The organism is Ferrimonas pelagia (genome assembly GCF_039543565.1).
Classification (GTDB): Bacteria; Pseudomonadota; Gammaproteobacteria; order Enterobacterales; family Shewanellaceae; genus Ferrimonas; species Ferrimonas pelagia.
Genome location: NZ_BAABJZ010000107.1, coordinates 75670 through 94526 on the forward strand (window position 1 = coordinate 75670; position 18857 = coordinate 94526).

Here is an 18857-nt window from a genome sequence, read left to right on the forward strand (position 1 = left end):
GGCTAGGCCAGGTAATGCTAGGCGGTGACGCTCAGCTTGGGGTAAATCTGTTTATGCGTGCAGCATTGCTGACGATATTTTCATCGGGCGTTCGTTCACAGATGCGAAAGTGAGCAAAAGTCGCCGATTCGTTATTCAAACGGTTTTTCAGGTGTTTACACCAGAAGTCAGGGACAGTATTGTACGCAGCAACGGAGGGATGGCAGAGTGGTCGAATGCACCGGTCTTGAAAACCGGCAGGGGTTTATAGCCCCTCTAGGGTTCAAATCCCTATCCCTCCGCCATATTTGATGAAGCCCGCATCATTCAAAATGATGCGGGCTTTTTCGATCTTTAAGTCAAAGAGAAGGTGAGATGGGGATGTAGAGCCCTAGTCTGGGCTTGCTAGGTGCGCAGCGATTGACGCCGGAGGCACACGGCGAGTGAGCTTGCAAACGGTCCGATCCCCCCTTCCGCCAACTTTGACGAAGCCTGCATCATTGTCTGCACCATTAGAAGACGGATGCGGGCTTTTTCGATCTTCAAGTCAACGAAAAACAGGGATGGAGGTGCAGCGTTCACGTCTGGAGTGGCCGAGGCCTTGCTAAGCCAACGTTGAGTAGAGGGTGATTGTTTTCGACGGTTGAGCGACTTGTGGCTTTTCTATCGTCCCGCTCCCTGACCTTCCTGAATGGGGGCTTTCCCCAGATCGGCCATTGGTATGTCGGCCAACGGTGTCAGGCCGACGTGTCTTACAGGGAAGAGTTCACGCCTTGGTTGATATTGCATCAGAACAACAAAAAGAACCTGTGATCGCTCTATTCCTCGCCAATCACCAGAGATAGGGGTTTACAGCAGCGAACGCGGACACTATTATCCCAATCCGTCGGAGGGATGGCAGAGTGGTCGAATGCACCGGTCTTGAAAACCGGCAGGGGTTTATAGCCCCTCTAGGGTTCAAATCCCTATCCCTCCGCCATATAAGACGAAGCCCGCATCATTGCAGAATGATGCGGGCTTTTTCGATCTCTCAGTCAAAGAGTACGAGGGAAGGGGATGCAGAGCCCTAGCCAGAGCTTGCTAGGTGGTGACAGCAAGATGCTCAGCTTTGGGTAAATCTGGTTATGCGTGCGCATTGTTGAAGATGTTTTCATCGGTTGTTTGTTCATGGATGTGAAAGTGAGCAAAAGTCGGCTATTCGTTATTCAAACGGCTTTTCAGGTATTTACACCGGAAACTGTGGGCAGTATTGTACCCAGCAACGGAGGGATGGCAGAGTGGTCGAATGCACCGGTCTTGAAAACCGGCAGGGGTTTATAGCCCCTCTAGGGTTCAAATCCCTATCCCTCCGCCATATAAGACGAAGCCCGCATCATTGCAGAGTGATGCGGGCTTTTTCAATCTTTCAGTCACAGAGAAGGAGGGATGGGGGTGTAGAGCCCTAGCCAGGGTTCGCAAGGAGCGCAGCGACTGACGCCGGAGGCACGACGGCGAGTGAGCTTGCGAACGGTCCAATCCCCCCTCCGCCATATAAGACGAAGCCCGCATCATTGCAAAGTGATGCGGGCTTTTTCGATCTCTAAGTCAAAGAGAAGGTGAGATGGGGATGTAGAGCCTTAGTCTGGGCTTGGTAGGCGCGCAGCGACTGACGCCGGAGGCACGACGGCGAGTGAGCTTGTGAACGGTCCAATCCCCCCTCCGCCATATAAGACGAAGCCCGCATCATTGTCTGTACCACCACAAGACGGATGCGGGCTTTTTCGATCTTGGTGCGCAGCAGGGCGTTACAGCGGCCAGCGCCATAGCAGCATGGGCACGGCGAGAGCGATGATCAGCAGTTCTAATGGCAATCCTAGGCGCCAGTAATCACCAAATCGGAGGCCGGCAGGTCCGAGGATCAGGGTATTATTCTGGTGCCCTATGGGCGTGAGAAACGCGCATGATGCACCGATGGCGACCGCCATCAGGAAGCTGTCTGCATTCAATCCAAGCTGTTGAGCCCCACTGAGGGCGATCGGGCACATGATGGCGGCGGTCGCGGCATTATTCATAAAATCAGATAGGGTCATGGTGATCACCATGATCCCGGCGATCAGCAGGGCAGGTGGCGCTTGGCTGAGGTGGCTGAACACCAGATCCGCCAAGAGATCGGCGGTGCCTGTGGCGCTCATGGCGGCGGCGACCGGAAACAGTGCGGCGATCAGGACGATGGTAGAACCTTCGATGGCACTGTAGATCTCTCGGAGAGGGACGATCCCTATCACGGCATAGAGCACGACGGCAGCGGCAAAGGCGACGGCGGCAGAGAGCCAACCCAGCACCATGGAGCTGATAGCCAGTAGCATAATGAGCGAGGCCAGCCATGCCTTGCTGCGCTCGGGAATATGGATGGCACGCGGTGCTAAAGGGGCAAGGCCATAGCGCTGGGCGAATGCGGCCATAGACTCGCTTGGGCCTTGCAGCAGTACGAGATCCCCCGCTTGAAACACGGTTGAGCGCAGTCGGCGATTGGTCGGTTGGCCCTGACGGGACAGTGCGAGAAGCAGTAAGCCAAATCGGCGATAGACGCCGATCTGTTTCGCGGTGCGTCCGGCCATTAATGCCCCGGGCATGATCACCCATTCATGGGTGCGGATCTCTTTATCCAGCGGGCTGGCGTCCGCTTGCTGCTCGCTATCGTCCGTTTTCTCTTCCGGTTTGGCGGTTTCCAGTAGCAGACCCAGTTGCGACAAGGTCGTGGCGATGGTTTCAGGATCCGACTCCAACATGATGACGTCTTCGGCCTTTAACAAGCGCTCGGGCGCGGGTGCGAACACGGCGACGTGATTACGCATCATGCCGATGATCTGACTGTCACTGGACTCGAGCGCTTGCTCCAGATCCGACAATCGCTGACCGATCAGCTTGTGCTCGGGCGGGATCCGCGCTTCGAATCGGTAGGCGCCGGTGCGAAATTGATCGAACGAGCTGGTGGCGCGAGCGGGGATCAACCAACGGCTCAACAGCAGCACCAGGCTGATCCCTGCCAAAGCAACGACCAGTCCGACCGCACTGAAGTCGAACAGGGCGAAGCCGTTGCCGAGGTGATCGGCGCGAAAGCCGGAGACGATCAGGTTGGGTGGGGTACCGATTAGGGTGGTCATGCCACCGAGAATCGTGGCAAAGGAGAGTGGCATCAGCAATCGGGCCGCGGGAAGCTCGTGCTGTTGTGCCAGTTTGAGCGCGATCGGGATCATCATTGCCATGGCGCCGACGTTATTGATGAAAGCGGACATGACGGCGCCAAGCAACATCAACAGCAGCAGGTGCCAACCCACGCTCGCTTGCGCAGGCAATAGGGTGTGGATCAGGCTATCGATCACGCCGGTGCGTTGCAGGCCATAACTGAGGATGAGCACGCACGCGACCGTGATCACCGCAGGGTGGGCGAAGCCCATAAAGGCATCGGCCATGGGTACCAAGCCAAGCAGTACGGCGCCGAGCAGTGCCGACATGGCGATGAGATCGTGGCGCCAGCGACTGAAGAGAAAAGCCGCCAAGGTTGATGCAGCGAGGAGCATTAACAGCAGTTGCGGATGACTCATGTGCGATCCCGTGATTTGCCTCTGCTCACTATAGAGTGTGTCGGTGAGCTCAGTCGGTTTCTTGTTCGTCCTTGGCGGGGCCAATGGCGAGAATTCGCGCCGTGATGTACCGCGCACATTGCAGCTAAGCGACTGAAATATGTTACGTTGCTTGCATGGTTTCTTTAGTGGTTGCGATGGAATGCGCGGTCGAACTCATACCCAAGTTAAATTTTCCGATGTGAACTGGCGAACATTAACCGGCTTGATCCCTTACCTGCTCGAGTTTCGTGGCCGGGTCGTGCTGGCGTTGCTGTGCCTGATCGGTGCGAAGATCGCCAGTGTCGGTCTGCCCTTTATCCTCAAGGCCTTGGTGGATGGGATGGATCTGGCGCGGGGAGAGGCGTTGGCGGCTTTGCCGTTGGGACTGCTATTGGCCTATGGCGCCGTGCGTTTTGCCAATGTGCTGTTTGGCGAGCTGCGCGATACCTTATTTGGCCGGGTAACCGAGCGGGCCATGCGTCGCGTGGGGTTGAAGGTGTTTGAGCACCTGCATGCGCTGGATCTGAACTTTCATTTAAATCGACAAACCGGTGGCATGTCACGGGACATCGAGCGTGGCAATGCTGGGATCAGCTTCCTGATGCGCTTTATGGTGTTCAACATCGGGCCGACGCTGTTGGAAGTGGTGTTGGTGATGGGGTTGTTGTGGTGGAACTACCATCTGGGTTTCGCCGCTATCGTTGCGGTCGCGGTGATCTGTTATATCGCCTTCTCGGTGTTCGCCACTGAGTGGCGCACCCACTATCTGCGCGCAATGAATGTCGCCGAATCCCAGGCCAGTACGCGCGCGATCGACAGCCTGCTGAACTTTGAAACCGTCAAATATTTTACCAATGAAGCGGAGGAAGCCCGGCGCTATGATCTGGGGTTGGCTGAGTGGGAGCAGGCACGACGCAAGAATCGCTTGTCTCTGTTTGCGCTTAACGGCGGCCAGGCGTTGATCATCGCGTTGGCGATGACGGCGGCGATGACCATGGCGGCCGCCGATGTGATGGCGCAGCGCATGACATTGGGGGATTTTGTCTTGATCAACGCCTTTATGATCCAGGTCTTTATGCCTCTTAACTTCCTGGGTTTTGTGTATCGAGAGATGAAAGGCTCGATGGCCAACATCGAGAAGATGTTCAAACTGCTAGCGGTGAAGCCGGCGATCCAGGACAGCGAGGATGCTCAGGCTCTGCAGGCGCCCGCCGGCGTGATCGAGTTTCATCAGGTCGCGTTTCGTTATCAGGCCGAACGGCCGATCTTGGCGCAGATCAGCTTTCGGGTTCAGGCCAAGCAGAAGGTGGCGATCGTCGGGGGCAGCGGCGCGGGCAAATCAACCCTGTTTAAGCTGTTGCTGCGCTTTTACGATGTGGAAGCGGGGGCGATCACCATCGACGGCCAGGATCTGCGCGACGTGACCCAAACCTCATTGCGCCGCGCCATTGGTGTGGTGCCTCAGGATACGGTGCTGTTCAACACCAGTTTGTTGGAAAATGTCCGCTACGGTGACGTGACTGCCAGTGATGACGCCGTCTTAGAGGCGATCCGGCTGGCGCACCTGGACGACTTTATCGCTCAGTTGCCCGAAGGTGTGCACACCGAGGTCGGTGAGCGGGGATTGAAGCTGTCCGGGGGCGAAAAGCAGCGGGTGGCCATTGCGCGCGCCATTCTTAAACGGCCACCCATTATGGTGTTTGATGAGGCGACCTCCTCATTGGACAGTCGCTCGGAGCGCAGCATCTTGCAGGCGCTGGCAGAGATCGCGCAGGAGCAAACCACCTTGGTGATCGCGCATCGCTTGTCGACCGTGGTGGATGCGGATCAGATCTTGGTGCTCGATCAGGGCCAGATCGTCGAGCAGGGCGATCATCACACATTGTTAGCGCTGGGAGGACGCTATGCCGAGCTTTGGGCGCTGCAGCAACGTCAGCAGCGTTCAGTCGATCCGGTAGAGATGGAGCCGAGCGATCAATAGCTCGCCTTTGGCTTGTGGATAGGCGGTTTGTTGCCAGTCCGGTAGATCCACCACTTGAACCGGTTGTGGCTGGGTCAGCACCAAAGGCAGGTTGGCGGGTGTTTGCCGTCGACTGCCATCCTCAAATTGCATAAAAGCCGTTGGACGCAATCCGCCGGGCCGGTCGATCCTCAGCTGAGCCTGTGCCGGCAGGCTGGCGATACGCTCGCGCTCCCGCGCGACGTTGTCTTGCCAGGCCGCCATGTCCATGATGCTCTGGCCTGGGTTGGTCATGGCGTTATCCAGTTTTTGCAGCAGTTCATCACGCTGGATCTTGGCAACAATGCGTTTAGCGACCCAACCAAAGCGGATCCGTCGTACCTGTGAGGGGAGGGAGACCGGCGTCCGGTAAAAATGCATGGTGAACAGGTTTGGTGAAAGCTGATGCAGCAATTCGAAGCGCAGATCCTGCACATTGGCGGCGTGCTCAGTGAGCCGGTGAAGTTGCTGCTTAAACTCGGTTAAGTGTTGCGTCAGTGCGGCGATCTCTTGGCCCAACGCGTTGGCCGTGGCAAAGCGCAGGACACCGGGATAGCGCCGCACCCTTTGGCTTTGCTGATCATCCGCCTTGCGGTGGAGATCGTTGAGCGCGGCGACACAGGCCTGATGGGCTGCGCTGCCGGAGAGGGTCTCGACGGGGATCGTGTCGATCCGATCCAACGGGCGGGTTTGCAGCCAACAGGGTAAGGCGTATTGCACGCTTTGGCTTGGGCCTAAGGCGCTCAGTGTTTGGCTGAGCGTGCGCCGTTGGTGGCTGCAGCGTTCGAACTGCTGGCGCAGCGCGACCATGGCGCCGTTATCGTCGGTGAGGTTCATGTTGGAACTGGTTTACCTTGATGCCTACATACCTTGGGCAGTGTACCTTAAACACCGCGAGGCCGCCATGGCTGTCGCTGACCAGGTTGTCATTGGCCGCTTGGGCGCTGGCTGGTGGACTGTGATGGCATTGAGGTTGGGATGAGATCGTCGGCCGGGTAAAATTTGTGGGGCCGATGGGATGACGGCGGGCGCGAAACCCGATAGGATCGCCGTTAATACTGTAAATATCGACAGTGGTCTGAGTCAGCACGGTCAACATCGGGAGAGAGCAGGTGATTGGACGCCTTCGTGGAATACTGATAGAGAAAATTGCACCGGAAGTGGTGCTGGAGTGCGGTGGCGTCGGCTACGAGGTGCAGTTACCGATGACCAGCTTCTATCAGTTGCCGGAGCCTGGGAGTGAGGCGCTGATCTTCACCCATTTCGTGGTACGTGAAGATGCGCAGCTCTTGTATGGCTTTGCCTCTAAGGCGGAGCGTGCGCTGTTTCGAGAGTTGATCAAGACCAATGGGGTGGGCCCGAAGATGGCGTTGGCCATTTTATCCGGCATGTCGGCCGAGCAGTTCGTCGATGCGGTGCAGGCGGAAAACGTGGCAGGGTTAACCAAGATCCCAGGCGTGGGCAAAAAGACCGCTGAACGTTTGGTGGTGGAGATGCGCGATCGCCTCAAGAACTTTGGTGGCACCTTGTTGACGCCCTACGCGGATAGACTGGCGGGCAACGCGCCGCTGGAGAGCACCTTGGTGGTGGATCCGCAAGACGATGCCATCGCCGCTCTGATCTCCTTGGGTTATAAGGCACCGATGGCGGCGAAGGTCGTAGCCAAGGTGGCAGCGCCGGGCGCTTCGTCCGAGCAGCTGATCAAAGACGCACTCAAAGCGATGCTGTAAGGGTTAAGAGCGATGATTGAAGCGGATCGTTTAGTGGCGGCGCCGGTAGAGAGTCGGGAGGAGGCGGTGATCGATCGGGCCATGCGGCCGAAGATGCTCACCGATTATACCGGCCAGGATGACACCAAGGCGCAATTGGAGATCTTCATTCAAGCTGCGCGCCAGCGGCAGGAGGCGTTGGATCATGTCTTGATCTTTGGCCCTCCGGGCTTGGGTAAGACCACCTTGGCCAATATCCTGGCCAATGAGATGGGGGTCAACATTAAGTCGACCTCCGGTCCTGTGCTGGAAAAGGCGGGCGATCTGGCGGCGATGCTGACCAATCTTGAGCCCAATGATGTGTTGTTCATCGATGAGATCCACCGTCTTAGCCCTGTGGTTGAGGAGGTGCTGTATCCGGCGATGGAGGATTATCAGCTGGATATTATGATCGGCGAGGGGCCGGCGGCCCGCTCGATTAAGCTGGATCTGCCCCCCTTCACCTTAGTGGGTGCCACCACCCGTGCCGGTGCTTTGACCTCGCCATTGCGCGCCCGCTTTGGCATTCCGCTGCGGTTGGAGTTTTATAATGTGCGCGATCTGACCTCGATCGTGGCGCGCAGCGCCGAGGTTCTGGGGGTGGACATGGCCGCTGAGGGGGCGGTGGAGATCGCCCGGCGCAGCCGAGGCACGCCAAGGATCGCTAACCGATTGTTGCGCCGGGTGCGGGACTTCGCCGAGGTGAAGTTCGATGGCAGCATCACCGCTGAGGTGGCCGCCAAGGCGCTCGACTTGTTGGATGTCGATAAGGAAGGGTTCGATTATCTGGATCGCAAGATGCTGACGACCATCATCGATAAGTTCGCTGGCGGTCCGGTGGGACTGGAAAACCTTGCTGCGGCGATCGGTGAAGAACGAGAAACCATTGAGGATGTGCTGGAGCCGTTTTTGATCCAGCAAGGGTTCCTGCAGCGCACGCCGCGTGGACGCTTGGCGACCGATAGGGCCTACGCCCATTTTGGGTTCAGTCGGGAGCCATAGATCCGCCTCGGCCCGCTTACAACGCCGCTCATTCGAGCGGCGTTGTTGTGTCTGGCGATCGGATCGTGCCCCCGCGGTGTTAACAAAACCGCTGGGTGATGGGATCTTTTGCGCGCTCGTCGGTGCTGGCTTTGGCTTTAGCAGGGCACGGCGAGACGGGGACGGTTCGGCGGGGGAAGCCGGTTTGCCTAGGCTCATCTGTCGCAGCGTCTGCGGCGGAGACAGCATGGGTGTTTGCTACGATAGCCGTTGACGCGCGGAAACCGGGGTCGCGCACGGGAACGACGCGGTTAAACGGCGTACTTTACATATACTGCTTCCAGTAATACCACGCGGTGAGGGTACCCAGATGCAAAGCGACAATGCAGTAGGTTTTGATGAGATAGCTGGTTTTACGTGATTTGTGGCGAAACAGACGGATCCCCAGAAACGCGCCGGGCCAGCCGCCAGCCATCTCGAAACCGTGCATCACGACCTCCGGAACTCGCCGCGCCCGGCGAATAGCCAGACGCTTATCCAGACCAAACAGCAGCAGGGTCAACAGGCTCATGGCGATGTAAAGCGGGGCCAGCTGAATGGGCCCTCGCAGGATCAGTCCCAGTGCCAGACAAAGGACCAGAATGGCAGCGATCACGACTTAACTTCCTACGCCTTCGGTGGCCTGGCTGCGTTGGATCAGTTCGATCTTATAGCCATCGGGATCTTCAACAAAGGCGATGTGGGTGCTGCCGCCCAGCACAGGACCGGGTTCGCGGGTGATGTTGGCACCGGCGGCGCGGATCTTGTCACAAGCGCTGTAGATATCATCAAAGCCTAAAGCGATGTGGCCAAACGCGTTGCCTTGCTCGTATTGCTCGACGCCCCAGTTATAGGTCAGTTCGATCACAGCGTGGCCTTGGCTCTCATCGCCGTAGCCGACGAAGGCCAGGGTGTATTTGTACTCTTCGTTAACGGACTGGCGCAGCAGTTTCATGCCGAGGACATGGGTATAGAAGTGAATGGCGCGATCCAGATCGCCGACACGTAGCATGGTGTGCAGAACTTGAGACATGTGCTCTCTCTTTCGGTGTGAGTCATGCCGGTAGGCTAGGTGGCCGCGCATGACGAAGTGCGTAAACGTGTTTTGATACTAGCAATAAATTGCTTTTGAGCAGAAGGCGAAGCGCACGCTTCTGATAATCGATTGATTCGATTGATGGTTACGGAAATACCGTTGTGATCCGGATCACGACTGGTTAAATGTTATCGGTACTCTGACTGAGATTTGCTTACTCTGGGTGCGGGGGGAAATACCAATAACAATAGGGAGAGTTCAGCAGTGAATACTGATCTGAAATTTGCACTGGCCGCCACGGTGGCCATTTTGAGCTTTATCGTTGCCGCGAGCGCAATGATCTTTGCTTAACGAAACGCCGGCGATTGCCGGCGTTTTTGATTAATGCATGATGGCGCCTGGCGACCGTGGCTCTGGCTCGAGCCCATCTTCATCGCCTAGGTAGATGATATCCAGTGCCTGGATCTCCGTGGCGGCCTGACCCATCTGATCGATACAATCCTGCATAAAGAAGCTGAATTGATCGGCGCTGATCCCAGGATTAAGTGCCAGGTTATGACACAACAAGATCCGCGGTAGGGTGTCGTCTACCATCTCGACGAAGATCTTCAGCGTTGGGTAATGGGTATTGAGCCGACTCATCTCGGCAAAGGCCTTCATCAGTCCGGTCGGGCGCAACTCGATGGAGGCGGACAGGTAGACAAAATCCCCTTCGATCTCTACCTTGGCGTCGTAGATCCCGGTATTTTCCTGCAGCACCGGAATGTGCAGTCCTTGGCATGTGCCGCATAGGTAATACTCGATCTGCAAGTGTTCCAGCCAGGACTTCAAGGTGTCATGATCTGGGATCGGCAAGGACGGCATGGGTACACTTCTCTCTAGCTCAAACTTCGGCGCCTAGGATAGCGCTCCGGCGATCCAATTGCATCTATGCTGCGCCCATAGAGCAGGGGAGTGTGCAATATTAACGCAATGGAGGCGTATTAATGGTGTGGTTAAGGGTGATTGCTGTGACTTGGATGGTCTTTGTTTCAGCGTCGATAGAGGCTGCGACAGGACGCGAAGCGGGGGCGATCCCTTTGGAGTGCGGCTTACATGCTAAGGCGCGTGAGTTGGCGGCCTTGATCATCCGCGATCCTGAGCAGTTGCACGTTAGGTTGCGCTGTGACGGGGTGCTGGCCAAAGTGGCGCAGGAGAAAGCTCAGGCGATGGCTGAGCGGGGCCATGTCAGTCACATTGGCGGCGGTGGGGCCAATTCTCGGGTTCTAAGCGCAGGTTATCCGTTGGATAAGCGCTATGGCTCCGGCATGGCGAATCAGGTCGAGGCGGTGGCCGGCGGATTTAACTCAGCGCAGCGTGTCTGGAACGCGTTGAAAGACTCGCCCCGCCACCGCGCTCACCTTTTGGGCGAGAAACCGCTCTACCGTATGCAAGATGAGATCGGCGTCGGTTATGTCTACGATGTGGAGACGCCACACGACAGTTACTGGGTGGTGTACATTGCCCGCAAAGAGGACGGCAGTGACGAGCCTTTGGTGCTGATCAGCAAAAATGACCTGTAGAGTGTTAAGGGGTTGATGTGAAAAAGCGGCCGTGAAGGCCGCTTTTGCGTTATAGACTGTGGCTCACTTGATGCGGCGGTGCATCGGCGGTTCGTGCGGCCATGGGCGTTGTTGCATCAGGACGTTGCAACGTCGCAGTTGGAATTCGCCATCGTCATTCAAGCGCTGAATAAACCAGATATCGTAGTTCTCCGATAACTGCCAGTGACTGACCAGTCGGCGGCCCAGTTGCAGGGTGTTGGCCAGCCCCTGATCGCCAGCGAATTTCAGCCGGATCGGATCCAACTCTAATTTGGCTAGGATCGTATCCGGGGTTTCGTATGAGTCCATCTCGCACAGCTGTGGCAGACGTTTGTGGATGGCCAGGGCTTCCTCGTCACTGTACAGAGTGATGTCGGCACGCGGTTGCGGCAGAACCTTGTCACGCTGAAGTTCGGCAGGTAGCAGACGCTCGGCCCACTGGGGCTCTAGGCCAGCGGTTTTCAGTGCGGGCTCATGGCCGGTTAATTCGTCTTTGGTCAATCCGGCCAGATTACCGTCACCCCAGATCATGTAGTCTTGCCGACTCTGGTTGTAGACATAGTCGTTGAGCGTATCAAACAGGATATTGTCTTTAACGTAATAGCCTTTACTGCCTTCGTCAAAGAACACGCCCCGGTTCGCGACGCCATGGTGGGTAATACCCAGGTGGATGTCGTGGATGACGTTGTTAAAGATCAGGGTGCCGGGCTGGTACCCCAAGGTGTACAGGCCGCCCCCGTCATTCACTTGCTGTACCATGTGGGAGATGTGGTTGTGGTTGACCCGATAACGCTCGATGCTGGTGGGGGTATCGTCCCAGCGCCAGCCGATGCTGATCCCGTTGTAGGCTAGGTTGCGCAGCGTGTTGTGCTCGATATCGATGTCGTTGGCGAATTTGCCGGAGATCCCGATCCCGCTCCAGAAGGTGGTGGTGGAGTCGTGGATGTAGTTGTTGGCGATGCGGATATGACTGGGCTGCTCCGGTGACGAGGACATCAACCCCACTTCAATGTTGTTGCCGCCAATATCGGTAAACTCGTTGCCCTCAACTTGGCTATGGTGTGCGCCTTCGCCGATGTAGAGACCATTGGTGGCCAACATCTTAAACTCCGACGCCTCGAAGCTGATTTGAGTGGCATATTCGACGCTCACCGCATTGTCCTGCACCTCGCGTAGCAGCCCTTGTGGCGGTGTGCCGTTTGGCATGTAGGCCACGGCGCTTTGGCCGCCTTCAAAGCCATGAGCGGGGTACTGATAATCGGTATGGGCAAACCTTAGGTTGCGAAAGTGCAGGTTCTGTACCGGGCGTTCGGCGTTGCCCTTGATGTTGATCAAGTGACGCAGGCGCGGGATCACGGTTTCACTTTGGCTCAGATCCATCCCCGGCTGTGGCCAGTACTGGATGGTTCGTTGCGCTTGATCGTAAAACCACTCGCCGGGCTGATCGAGGAAGCTTGGGTGGTTTTCAACAAAATAGGCGCTATGGGTGCGGAGTCGGTTAAAGCTCGGCGCCGGGGCATGGGGTGGCTTGAGTACCAGACGGTTTGCGTCCGGCTCGAAAGACTCTATCTCTTTATGGGTGCTGGCCCAGACTTTGTAGCCGCGCAGGCGAACGCCACTGAGATCGTCCAGATCTTTCAGGCCGTCTCCGTTTTCCAGGGTGATCTCGTAGTGGCTCCAGTCTCTGGCAACCTTGCTGTCGAGGACGTCATAGATGGGGCGCTCGGCATCGGCATTGGGCCAGCGTGCCAGGATCTGGCGTTGATCATTGATCCACAAAGCATGCAATTGCTCGTGCGCTGCAGGGCCGATCGCCTCGGGCAGGGTCATTTGCCAGAGGGGAGAATTCGCTACCGGATGCCAACCTTGAACAGACCAGCCGCCACTGAGCTCGGCAATGCCTTGCTGTGGTCCCTGGTAGGTGACGATTTGCTCGGCGCTGCCGGCGTCTTCGGGGCCAAAATGCAGCGGTTCATTGAGGGCGTAACGGCCTTCGGCCAGATGCACGGTGATCTCGGTTTCGCCGGCATTGAGCAGGGCTCGTACCCGGCGCTGCGCTTCAGGCAGGCTGGCAAGCGGTGTTTGTGCGTCGCCTGTGGCGTGATCACTGCCATAAGGATCTAGGTAGAGCTCTGCGCTGTAAGCGGGCAGGGCACACAAGCCCATGCAGAGCGCAAGTAATGTGCGGGGTGGGAACATCTATTATCTCGTTCTTGTTATGGAGGTATTAACCAGGCATGCGCTTTAGCATGACAGGTTCATACGGTAACAGAGTCTGGATGGGTACACGGGAAAGTGAATGTGCGGAAGGTGGTGAATGTCATTTCTGATGGATAAGGCAGGGCACCACTTATGTGGTGCCGGCTGTTTAGCGTTGGGCTGAAATGATCTTTCTGGCCATTTCGTCGGCAACAACTCCGGTGGGTTTGCCTGAACGATCGGCTTCATTGAAGATGGTGAGCAGTGTGTCGTAGATCTTGCGCACTTTCGCCTCTGCGCTGTCAGCATTATAGTCTCGCTCGAAGGAGACGTTGATGATCCCGCCAGCGTTGATCACATAATCCGGGGCATACAGTATGCCTTTGTCTCGTAAGATCTCGCCATGGCGCGGCTCTGCCAGCTGATTGTTGGCGCAACCGGCGACTATGGTGGCTTTAAGTTGGGGCAGGGTGTGGTCGTTGAGGGTGGCACCTAATGCGCAAGGCGCGTAAACGTCGACGTCCTGGCAGTAGATCGCATCCAGACCGACGATCTCAGCGTCGAGCTCAGTGGTGGCTCGATCGAGTTGCTCGGCACTGAGATCGCACACCACCAATTTGGCGCCGGCCCGATGCAGATGCTCACACAGGGAATAGCCGACGTGACCCAATCCCTGAACGGCGACTCTGATCCCCGCCAGCGAGTCTTTATTCAGTTGGTGTTTGACGGCGGCCTTGATCCCCAAGTAAGTGCCGAGTGCGGTATAGGGCGAGGGATCGCCGCTTTTGCCCTCTAGTCCCGCCATGTATGGGGTTTCCTGATGAGCGATCATGATGTCACTGGTGTTGATCCCCACATCTTCGGCGGAGTAGTAGCGTCCGCCTAGTGAATGCACGGCTCGGCCAAAGGCGCGAAACAGCGCTTCTGACTTCTCAGAGCTTGGATCACCAATGATCACCGATTTGCCACCGCCAAATTCGAGTCCTGCTAGGGCATTTTTGTAGGTCATTCCCCGAGAAAGGCGAAGTACATCGGTCAGTGCTTCTTCATCATTGTCGTAGGGCCACATTCGGCATCCGCCGACGGCGGGTCCCATCGTGGTATCGTGCACGGCGATGATGGCCTTTAATCCGGAGGCTTTGTCATGGACAAACATCACCTGTTCATGTTCGTCGAATGAGGGGTGAGAAAATATCGCCACCTTATGTACTCCATGTTGAGTTGTCGTCGATTGATCCGACATGTTGCTTATCATTATGCACGCACCTTAACAGTGGCACCGGAGTTGACCCAGATCACATTCGATTGAGAAGGTGAGCGGACTGGAACGTCAGCTTGACATTGACGTTAACGTCAGGGAGAGTGGCGCTCAAGGCGTGTGATCGCAGATCAGTAAGGAACAGTGATGGAACAGGGAACCCAAGAACAAGAACAAGCATGGGTACGCGAGCATTTCCAAAAAGCGAATCGCTTTATGGCAGAGAAAGGGATCTTGCCGGGCAAGGTCGTCCTAAAGGAGAGCCGGATCTTGCCGCCGCTGATCGCGGTTTGGAAAATAGAAGCACAGGGCCCCCGTAAACAAAAGTACTGGGTGATCAGCGGCGATCTGCCCACCGATATGTCGGCGGAAAGCGCCGCAAAGAACGCTCGGGATGCGGTGCGCTACTTCTCGTTAAATTGGCAACTGAAAGCAGAAAATATGCTGCGCAGTGCCGACAATACCCAGCATCAGCTGGCGCAGATCATGGTGAGCAAAGCCAACGGATTGGCCCAGTTGCATGGTGAAGACCGACTGTGGGGCGAGATGGCCGTGGTGATCTGACCGTACGGTTCGTTTTTATCTGATGGAAGCCGCTCTTGGGAGCGGCTTTGTGTGTGATGTCGCTTGCTACTGGGCGTACGTTTACCGGGGAGGCAACCATTTTTAGCGCCTTTTGCATGGGTTAGGCTTTTGGCTTGGTGACCGGCTGGCAAGCCCGTGGTGACCAACTAAGCTATTCAATCTCTCCAATGAGAAACTGGATCTTACGGCGTTGACCAACAAGATTGGTGTGGCGACGGTGGGTATCACCCAAAACGCCTATAAGGCAGATCCTGCAGACTTCAGTTTAGGCTCCGGCTCGTTACCTCAGTGTTCGGTTACAGCCAGCTTTGAACTGGATGTGATGGGCAGCACGGGTGATGACTATGTCTGCTACTTCGTGCGTTCGCTTGATCTCACTGGCTTTAGCTCGGCGGTAACCTCTACCATCAACGCGACGGCCAAAGATGATGAAAGCAACATGGCTACGCCATCGACGAACATTCAACTGCAAACGGTGCTGTTTACGCCAGCGCCTTAACAGAGTTTGATGGAAAAAGCCGCGCGGGCAGTGATGTCCGAGTGGCTTTGTTTGTATGGGAGCGGAGTGAAAGTTCAGTCGAGGTACCAGTAGCCGATGTTCAGCCACTCGAGCAATTGATCAGCAGCCTGAACATCATCGATTAGAGTGGTAAGCCGGGGCAGCTCGATGCGCTCTTGGTTGGCTAGGAGCAGCGCTTCGTTGGCAAGACTGGCGGGGAGAGTCCAATCTTGACCATCGAGGAACAGCCGATTTTGGGCGTCATTTTCGACTTGCAACACCTTCAGTCCTCCGATCCGCTGTAGTGTTGCTTCGGCATCGTGCGCCTTGTGGAGCTCGGCAATGGTTAACGGCGTTTCCGGCGGCCACAACGCCAGCTCAAAGCGATTTTGGCTGAGCAGGGTGCCGAGTAGGGTGGGCCAGACGTCGGGATCGGCCACCATGTCGTTGACCAATCGTGCCATACCAGCCTGATGATGTTTGCTAACGCTGGCGGGATTGTCGGGCTCGCCGTCGCTGGTAAAGCGGGCTTGGCCCAGATCTTGGTCAATCAGGCTATCGGCCAAAGCGGAGATCAACTCCTGCTGACTGGGGGCACGAAAACCCACGGAGTAGGACAGCGAGGGGGAAAGAGTCTGACCGCTGTGGGGATACCCGGGAGGGATATAGAGAATATCTCCTGGATTCATCACCTCGTCGATGATGGGGGTAAAATCTTCCACCAGTGACATGCCTGAACTGCCCGTGCGAGGTGCATATTGACCGCGCGCGCCCACCTGCCAGCGGCGCTGGCCCTTGCCCTGAATGATGAACACGTCGTAGTTGTCGATGTGCGGCCCTACGCCGCCACCGGGCACGGAAAAAGAGGCCATCACATCGTCAAAACGCCAATTCGGCAGGAAACGGAAAGCCTGAGCCAGTGCCTGAGCTTCCGGTAAATAATGGTTGATGGCCTGTACCAGCAGTTGCCAATTTTCACTGCCCAGGCTGTCGTACTCTTCGCGTGGACCGGTTTCGCCGCGCCAACTGTCGCCGTCACGGATGACGATGCGGCTGGCGACGCCTTCTTCCAGCGCCAGACCGGCCAGTTCGTCGGGCTTAATCGGATCGGTGAAGTCGGTCAAGGCTTGTCGAAACAGAACGGGTTTGCGCTGCCAACAGCGCATGAGAAACGCGTCAATGTCGAGCTCGAGTCGGTAGGCCATGGGAGTTTCCTTCTTCCTTGTCATATTCGTTTGCCTTGCCGGGCGCAGCAAAAACAAAAACGCCGCCCGGACTGGAGTAGTCTGGGCGGCGTCTTATTGCATTAAGGTCGTGCCTTACAGTGACTCAACAAACTCAACGGCGCGGCCGATGTAGTTGGCTGGGGTCATCAGTTTCAGCTCGGCTTTGACGCTGTCTGGCATCTCCAGGCCATCGATGAAGTCGGCCATGATCTGCTGGTTGACGCGTTTGCCGCGGGTCAACTCTTTGAGCTTCTCGTACGGCTTTTCGATGCCGTAGCGACGCATCACGGTTTGGATCGGCTCGGCCAACAGCTCCCAGTTGCTGTCCAACTCGTTCAGCAGGCTCTGCTCGTTCACTTCCAGTTTGGAAATGCCCTTCATGGTCGCTTGATACGCGATCATGGAGTAGCCCACACCAACACCCAGGTTACGAATAACGGTGGAGTCGGTTAGATCGCGTTGCCAGCGGGAGATCGGCAGCTTGGCCGCTAGGTGCTGGAACAGGGCGTTCGCCAGACCCAGGTTGCCTTCGGAGTTTTCGAAGTCGATTGGGTTGACCTTGTGCGGCATGGTGGAGGAGCCGATCTCACCGGCAATGGTCTTTTGCTTGAAGTGACCCAGAGCGATGTAGCCCCATACATCACGATCGAAGTCGATCAGGATGGTGTTGAAGCGCGCCATGGCGTCGAACAACTCGGCGATGTAGTCGTGCGGTTCGATCTGGGTGGTCCATGGGTTCCAGGTCAGGCCTAAGCTGGTGACGAAGCGCTCGGACAGCTGGTGCCAGTCCACATCAGGGTAGGCGGACAAGTGGGCGTTGTAGTTACCGACGGCGCCGTTGATCTTACCCAGTAGCTGAACCTCGGAGATCTGCTTCACCTGACGCTGCAGACGAATGGCCACGTTGGCCATCTCTTTGCCCATGGTGGTGGGGGAGGCTGGCTGACCGTGGGTACGGGCCATCATCGGAATGCGAGCGTAACGCTTGGCCAGATCGAACATGGCGTCCACCAGCTGGTTCAGCTGAGGCAGGATCACCTGCTCACGGGCGTTGTGCAGCATCAGCGCATGGGACAGGTTGTTGATGTCCTCGGAGGTACAGGCGAAGTGAACAAACTCACCTACGGCCGCCAGCTCGGCGTTATCGGCAATACGTTCCTTGAGGAAGTACTCCACTGCCTTTACGTCGTGGTTGGTGGTGCGCTCGATCTCCTTTACGCGGGCCGCGTCGGCTTCGCTGAAGTTGTCGTTGATGGCATCCAGATGGGCCATTGCCGCTTCGCTAAAGCAAGGGACTTCGGCGATCTCTGGGCAGGTGGCCAGCAGTTTCAGCCAGGAAATTTCTACCTGAACGCGGTATTTAACCAAACCGAATTCACTGAAGATGCTGCGCAGTTCAACGGTGCGGCTGCCGTAGCGACCATCTACCGGAGAGATGGCGGTCAGGGCGGAAAGTTCCATGATGACTCCTTGAGAAGTGGGGTTGGTCATTTTTAGTTTTTTATGGCTTGCGCTGCAGTCTGAACCACGGCCTTGCGGGACAGCACTAAGTGGCGGCGTTTGCCACCGAGCTGGCGCCACAACACCGCTGCGCGGACGGCGGCAAGCAGTAGGGTACGAATTTTGTACTGATTCTGGGTTTGCTGCAGCTGCATCGGCGTGCCGACCACTTGGATCCGGGCGCCGAGCGGGCTGATCACGTCGGAATAGACCGAGGCCAGATTGGACAATACCTGCTCATCGGTGACATCAAAGTGGGCGGTCTGGCGCTTCACCTGGGTTAAGCGTTCGGCCAAGGTGTTCATCGCGGCCGGTTTCTTCGCCAGCTTGCGCTCCAGCGCAAGGACACCAACGAGGTAGCGGGTCAGATCAACGTCTTTACGCTGACTGTCGCCGAGTTGGTCGACGATCACCTGATAGCCTTCACTCAGATCGGAATCGGCAAACACCTCTTCTGGGGATTGGGGATCGGTCACTAAGATCGATTGCACGCTCCCTTTGAGCATGTCTGTGTCACTTTGGCCGTGACGAGCAATTTCACGCACTTGATGCACGGCTTGGCAGATCCCTGCGAAAGCCATAATGCGCAGACGGTCTTGTTGACTCATTAACAGTCCTGT

General features: G+C 56.8%; 16 protein-coding genes and 3 tRNA genes. 9 read left to right on the top strand and 10 right to left on the bottom strand.

What is annotated here, in order from left to right:
- The first annotated feature begins 193 nt into the window (after window positions 1–193).
- The 3 genes from ABEA08_RS21605 (at window position 194) to ABEA08_RS21615 (ending at window position 1333) form a co-directional block, all read left to right on the top strand.
- Window positions 194–284: transfer RNA gene (locus tag ABEA08_RS21605), tRNA-Ser, on the top strand.
- 583 nt (window positions 285–867) lie between these two features.
- A tRNA-Ser gene (locus ABEA08_RS21610) sits at window positions 868–958 on the top strand.
- A gap of 284 nt (window positions 959–1242) precedes the next feature.
- Window positions 1243–1333, top strand: a tRNA-Ser gene (locus tag ABEA08_RS21615).
- Between the two features lie 430 nt (window positions 1334–1763).
- On the opposite strand, the gene ABEA08_RS21620 is transcribed toward ABEA08_RS21615, so the two are convergent.
- Window positions 1764–3563: an SLC13 family permease gene (locus tag ABEA08_RS21620; protein ID WP_345337530.1), complete on the bottom strand. Its 1800-nt coding sequence runs from the start codon at window positions 3561–3563 to the stop codon at window positions 1764–1766.
- Between the two features lie 181 nt (window positions 3564–3744).
- Here ABEA08_RS21620 and ABEA08_RS21625 point away from each other — a divergent pair, with 181 nt between their 5' ends.
- Window positions 3745–5565 (top strand): ABCB family ABC transporter ATP-binding protein/permease, encoded by a 1821-nt coding sequence (locus ABEA08_RS21625; RefSeq protein ID WP_345337531.1) that lies wholly within the window; start codon window positions 3745–3747, stop codon window positions 5563–5565.
- On the opposite strand, the gene ABEA08_RS21630 is transcribed toward ABEA08_RS21625, so the two are convergent.
- Entirely contained in the window at window positions 5527–6420 is an 894-nt protein-coding gene (locus ABEA08_RS21630) for a DNA replication terminus site-binding protein (RefSeq protein WP_345337532.1), read from the bottom strand. The genes ABEA08_RS21625 and ABEA08_RS21630 overlap by 39 nt on opposite strands.
- A 275-nt stretch (window positions 6421–6695) precedes the next feature.
- On the opposite strand from ABEA08_RS21630, the gene ruvA reads away from it, so the two are divergent.
- Both ruvA and ruvB read left to right on the top strand, forming a co-directional pair.
- A complete protein-coding gene (gene ruvA / locus ABEA08_RS21635) occupies window positions 6696–7313 on the top strand; it encodes a Holliday junction branch migration protein RuvA (protein WP_345337533.1) in 618 nt (205 codons plus the stop codon).
- 12 nt (window positions 7314–7325) lie between these two features.
- Complete coding sequence (gene ruvB / locus ABEA08_RS21640) at window positions 7326–8333, top strand: Holliday junction branch migration DNA helicase RuvB (RefSeq protein ID WP_345337534.1); 1008 nt, start codon at window positions 7326–7328, stop codon at window positions 8331–8333.
- A 304-nt stretch (window positions 8334–8637) separates the two neighbouring features.
- Here the strand turns inward: ruvB and ABEA08_RS21645 are convergent, their stop codons facing one another.
- From ABEA08_RS21645 to ABEA08_RS21655, 3 genes are all read right to left on the bottom strand, one after another.
- Window positions 8638–8967 carry a DUF1294 domain-containing protein gene (locus ABEA08_RS21645; protein ID WP_345337535.1) on the bottom strand — a complete coding sequence of 110 codons (330 nt, stop codon included), beginning with the start codon at window positions 8965–8967 and terminating at the stop codon, window positions 8638–8640.
- A 3-nt stretch (window positions 8968–8970) separates the two neighbouring features.
- Complete coding sequence (gene gloA, locus ABEA08_RS21650; RefSeq protein WP_345337536.1) at window positions 8971–9384, bottom strand: lactoylglutathione lyase; 414 nt, start codon at window positions 9382–9384, stop codon at window positions 8971–8973.
- Between the two features lie 384 nt (window positions 9385–9768).
- Complete coding sequence (locus ABEA08_RS21655; RefSeq protein WP_345337537.1) at window positions 9769–10251, bottom strand: type III secretion system chaperone family protein; 483 nt, start codon at window positions 10249–10251, stop codon at window positions 9769–9771.
- Between the two features lie 155 nt (window positions 10252–10406).
- Here ABEA08_RS21655 and ABEA08_RS21660 point away from each other — a divergent pair, with 155 nt between their 5' ends.
- Window positions 10407–10949 (top strand): CAP domain-containing protein, encoded by a 543-nt coding sequence (locus ABEA08_RS21660; RefSeq protein ID WP_345337600.1) that lies wholly within the window; start codon window positions 10407–10409, stop codon window positions 10947–10949.
- Window positions 10950–11012: 63 nt separating this feature from the next.
- On the opposite strand, the gene ABEA08_RS21665 is transcribed toward ABEA08_RS21660, so the two are convergent.
- Both ABEA08_RS21665 and ABEA08_RS21670 read right to left on the bottom strand, forming a co-directional pair.
- Complete coding sequence (locus ABEA08_RS21665; RefSeq protein WP_345337538.1) at window positions 11013–13169, bottom strand: right-handed parallel beta-helix repeat-containing protein; 2157 nt, start codon at window positions 13167–13169, stop codon at window positions 11013–11015.
- 169 nt (window positions 13170–13338) lie between these two features.
- Window positions 13339–14370 (bottom strand): Glu/Leu/Phe/Val dehydrogenase dimerization domain-containing protein, encoded by a 1032-nt coding sequence (locus ABEA08_RS21670; protein WP_345337539.1) that lies wholly within the window; start codon window positions 14368–14370, stop codon window positions 13339–13341.
- 204 nt (window positions 14371–14574) lie between these two features.
- Between ABEA08_RS21670 and ABEA08_RS21675 the strand changes: the two genes are divergently transcribed.
- Together ABEA08_RS21675 and ABEA08_RS21680 are read left to right on the top strand one after the other, a co-directional pair.
- Window positions 14575–14991, top strand: a complete 417-nt coding sequence (locus tag ABEA08_RS21675) for a DUF4826 family protein (protein ID WP_345337540.1) — start codon at window positions 14575–14577, stop codon at window positions 14989–14991.
- 211 nt (window positions 14992–15202) lie between these two features.
- Window positions 15203–15511 carry a hypothetical protein gene (locus tag ABEA08_RS21680; RefSeq protein ID WP_345337541.1) on the top strand — a complete coding sequence of 103 codons (309 nt, stop codon included), beginning with the start codon at window positions 15203–15205 and terminating at the stop codon, window positions 15509–15511.
- 74 nt (window positions 15512–15585) lie between these two features.
- On the opposite strand, the gene ABEA08_RS21685 is transcribed toward ABEA08_RS21680, so the two are convergent.
- The 3 genes from ABEA08_RS21685 to hflD form a co-directional block, all read right to left on the bottom strand.
- Window positions 15586–16716 carry a JmjC domain-containing protein gene (locus ABEA08_RS21685; RefSeq protein ID WP_345337542.1) on the bottom strand — a complete coding sequence of 377 codons (1131 nt, stop codon included), beginning with the start codon at window positions 16714–16716 and terminating at the stop codon, window positions 15586–15588.
- 114 nt (window positions 16717–16830) lie between these two features.
- Window positions 16831–18198, bottom strand: coding sequence for an adenylosuccinate lyase (gene purB / locus ABEA08_RS21690; protein ID WP_345337543.1), 1368 nt, complete (start codon window positions 18196–18198; stop codon window positions 16831–16833).
- 32 nt (window positions 18199–18230) lie between these two features.
- Window positions 18231–18845, bottom strand: coding sequence for a high frequency lysogenization protein HflD (hflD, locus tag ABEA08_RS21695; RefSeq protein WP_345337544.1), 615 nt, complete (start codon window positions 18843–18845; stop codon window positions 18231–18233).
- Window positions 18846–18857: the final 12 nt, after the last annotated feature.

Bases quoted from the DNA above. Each gene is read 5' to 3' on its own strand.
- ABEA08_RS21620 (WP_345337530.1), bottom strand. From the start codon at position 3,563: ATGAGTCATCCGCAACTGCTGTTAATGCTCCTCGCTGCATCAACCTTG.
- ABEA08_RS21625 (WP_345337531.1), top strand. From the start codon at position 3,745: ATGCGCGGTCGAACTCATACCCAAGTTAAATTTTCCGATGTGAACTGG.
- ABEA08_RS21630 (WP_345337532.1), bottom strand. From the start codon at position 6,420: ATGAACCTCACCGACGATAACGGCGCCATGGTCGCGCTGCGCCAGCAG.
- ruvB (WP_345337534.1), top strand. From the start codon at position 7,326: ATGATTGAAGCGGATCGTTTAGTGGCGGCGCCGGTAGAGAGTCGGGAG.
- gloA (WP_345337536.1), bottom strand. From the start codon at position 9,384: ATGTCTCAAGTTCTGCACACCATGCTACGTGTCGGCGATCTGGATCGC.
- ABEA08_RS21655 (WP_345337537.1), bottom strand. From the start codon at position 10,251: ATGCCGTCCTTGCCGATCCCAGATCATGACACCTTGAAGTCCTGGCTG.
- ABEA08_RS21660 (WP_345337600.1), top strand. From the start codon at position 10,407: ATGGTCTTTGTTTCAGCGTCGATAGAGGCTGCGACAGGACGCGAAGCG.
- ABEA08_RS21665 (WP_345337538.1), bottom strand. From the start codon at position 13,169: ATGTTCCCACCCCGCACATTACTTGCGCTCTGCATGGGCTTGTGTGCC.
- ABEA08_RS21675 (WP_345337540.1), top strand. From the start codon at position 14,575: ATGGAACAGGGAACCCAAGAACAAGAACAAGCATGGGTACGCGAGCAT.
- ABEA08_RS21685 (WP_345337542.1), bottom strand. From the start codon at position 16,716: ATGGCCTACCGACTCGAGCTCGACATTGACGCGTTTCTCATGCGCTGT.
- purB (WP_345337543.1), bottom strand. From the start codon at position 18,198: ATGGAACTTTCCGCCCTGACCGCCATCTCTCCGGTAGATGGTCGCTAC.
- hflD (WP_345337544.1), bottom strand. From the start codon at position 18,845: ATGAGTCAACAAGACCGTCTGCGCATTATGGCTTTCGCAGGGATCTGC.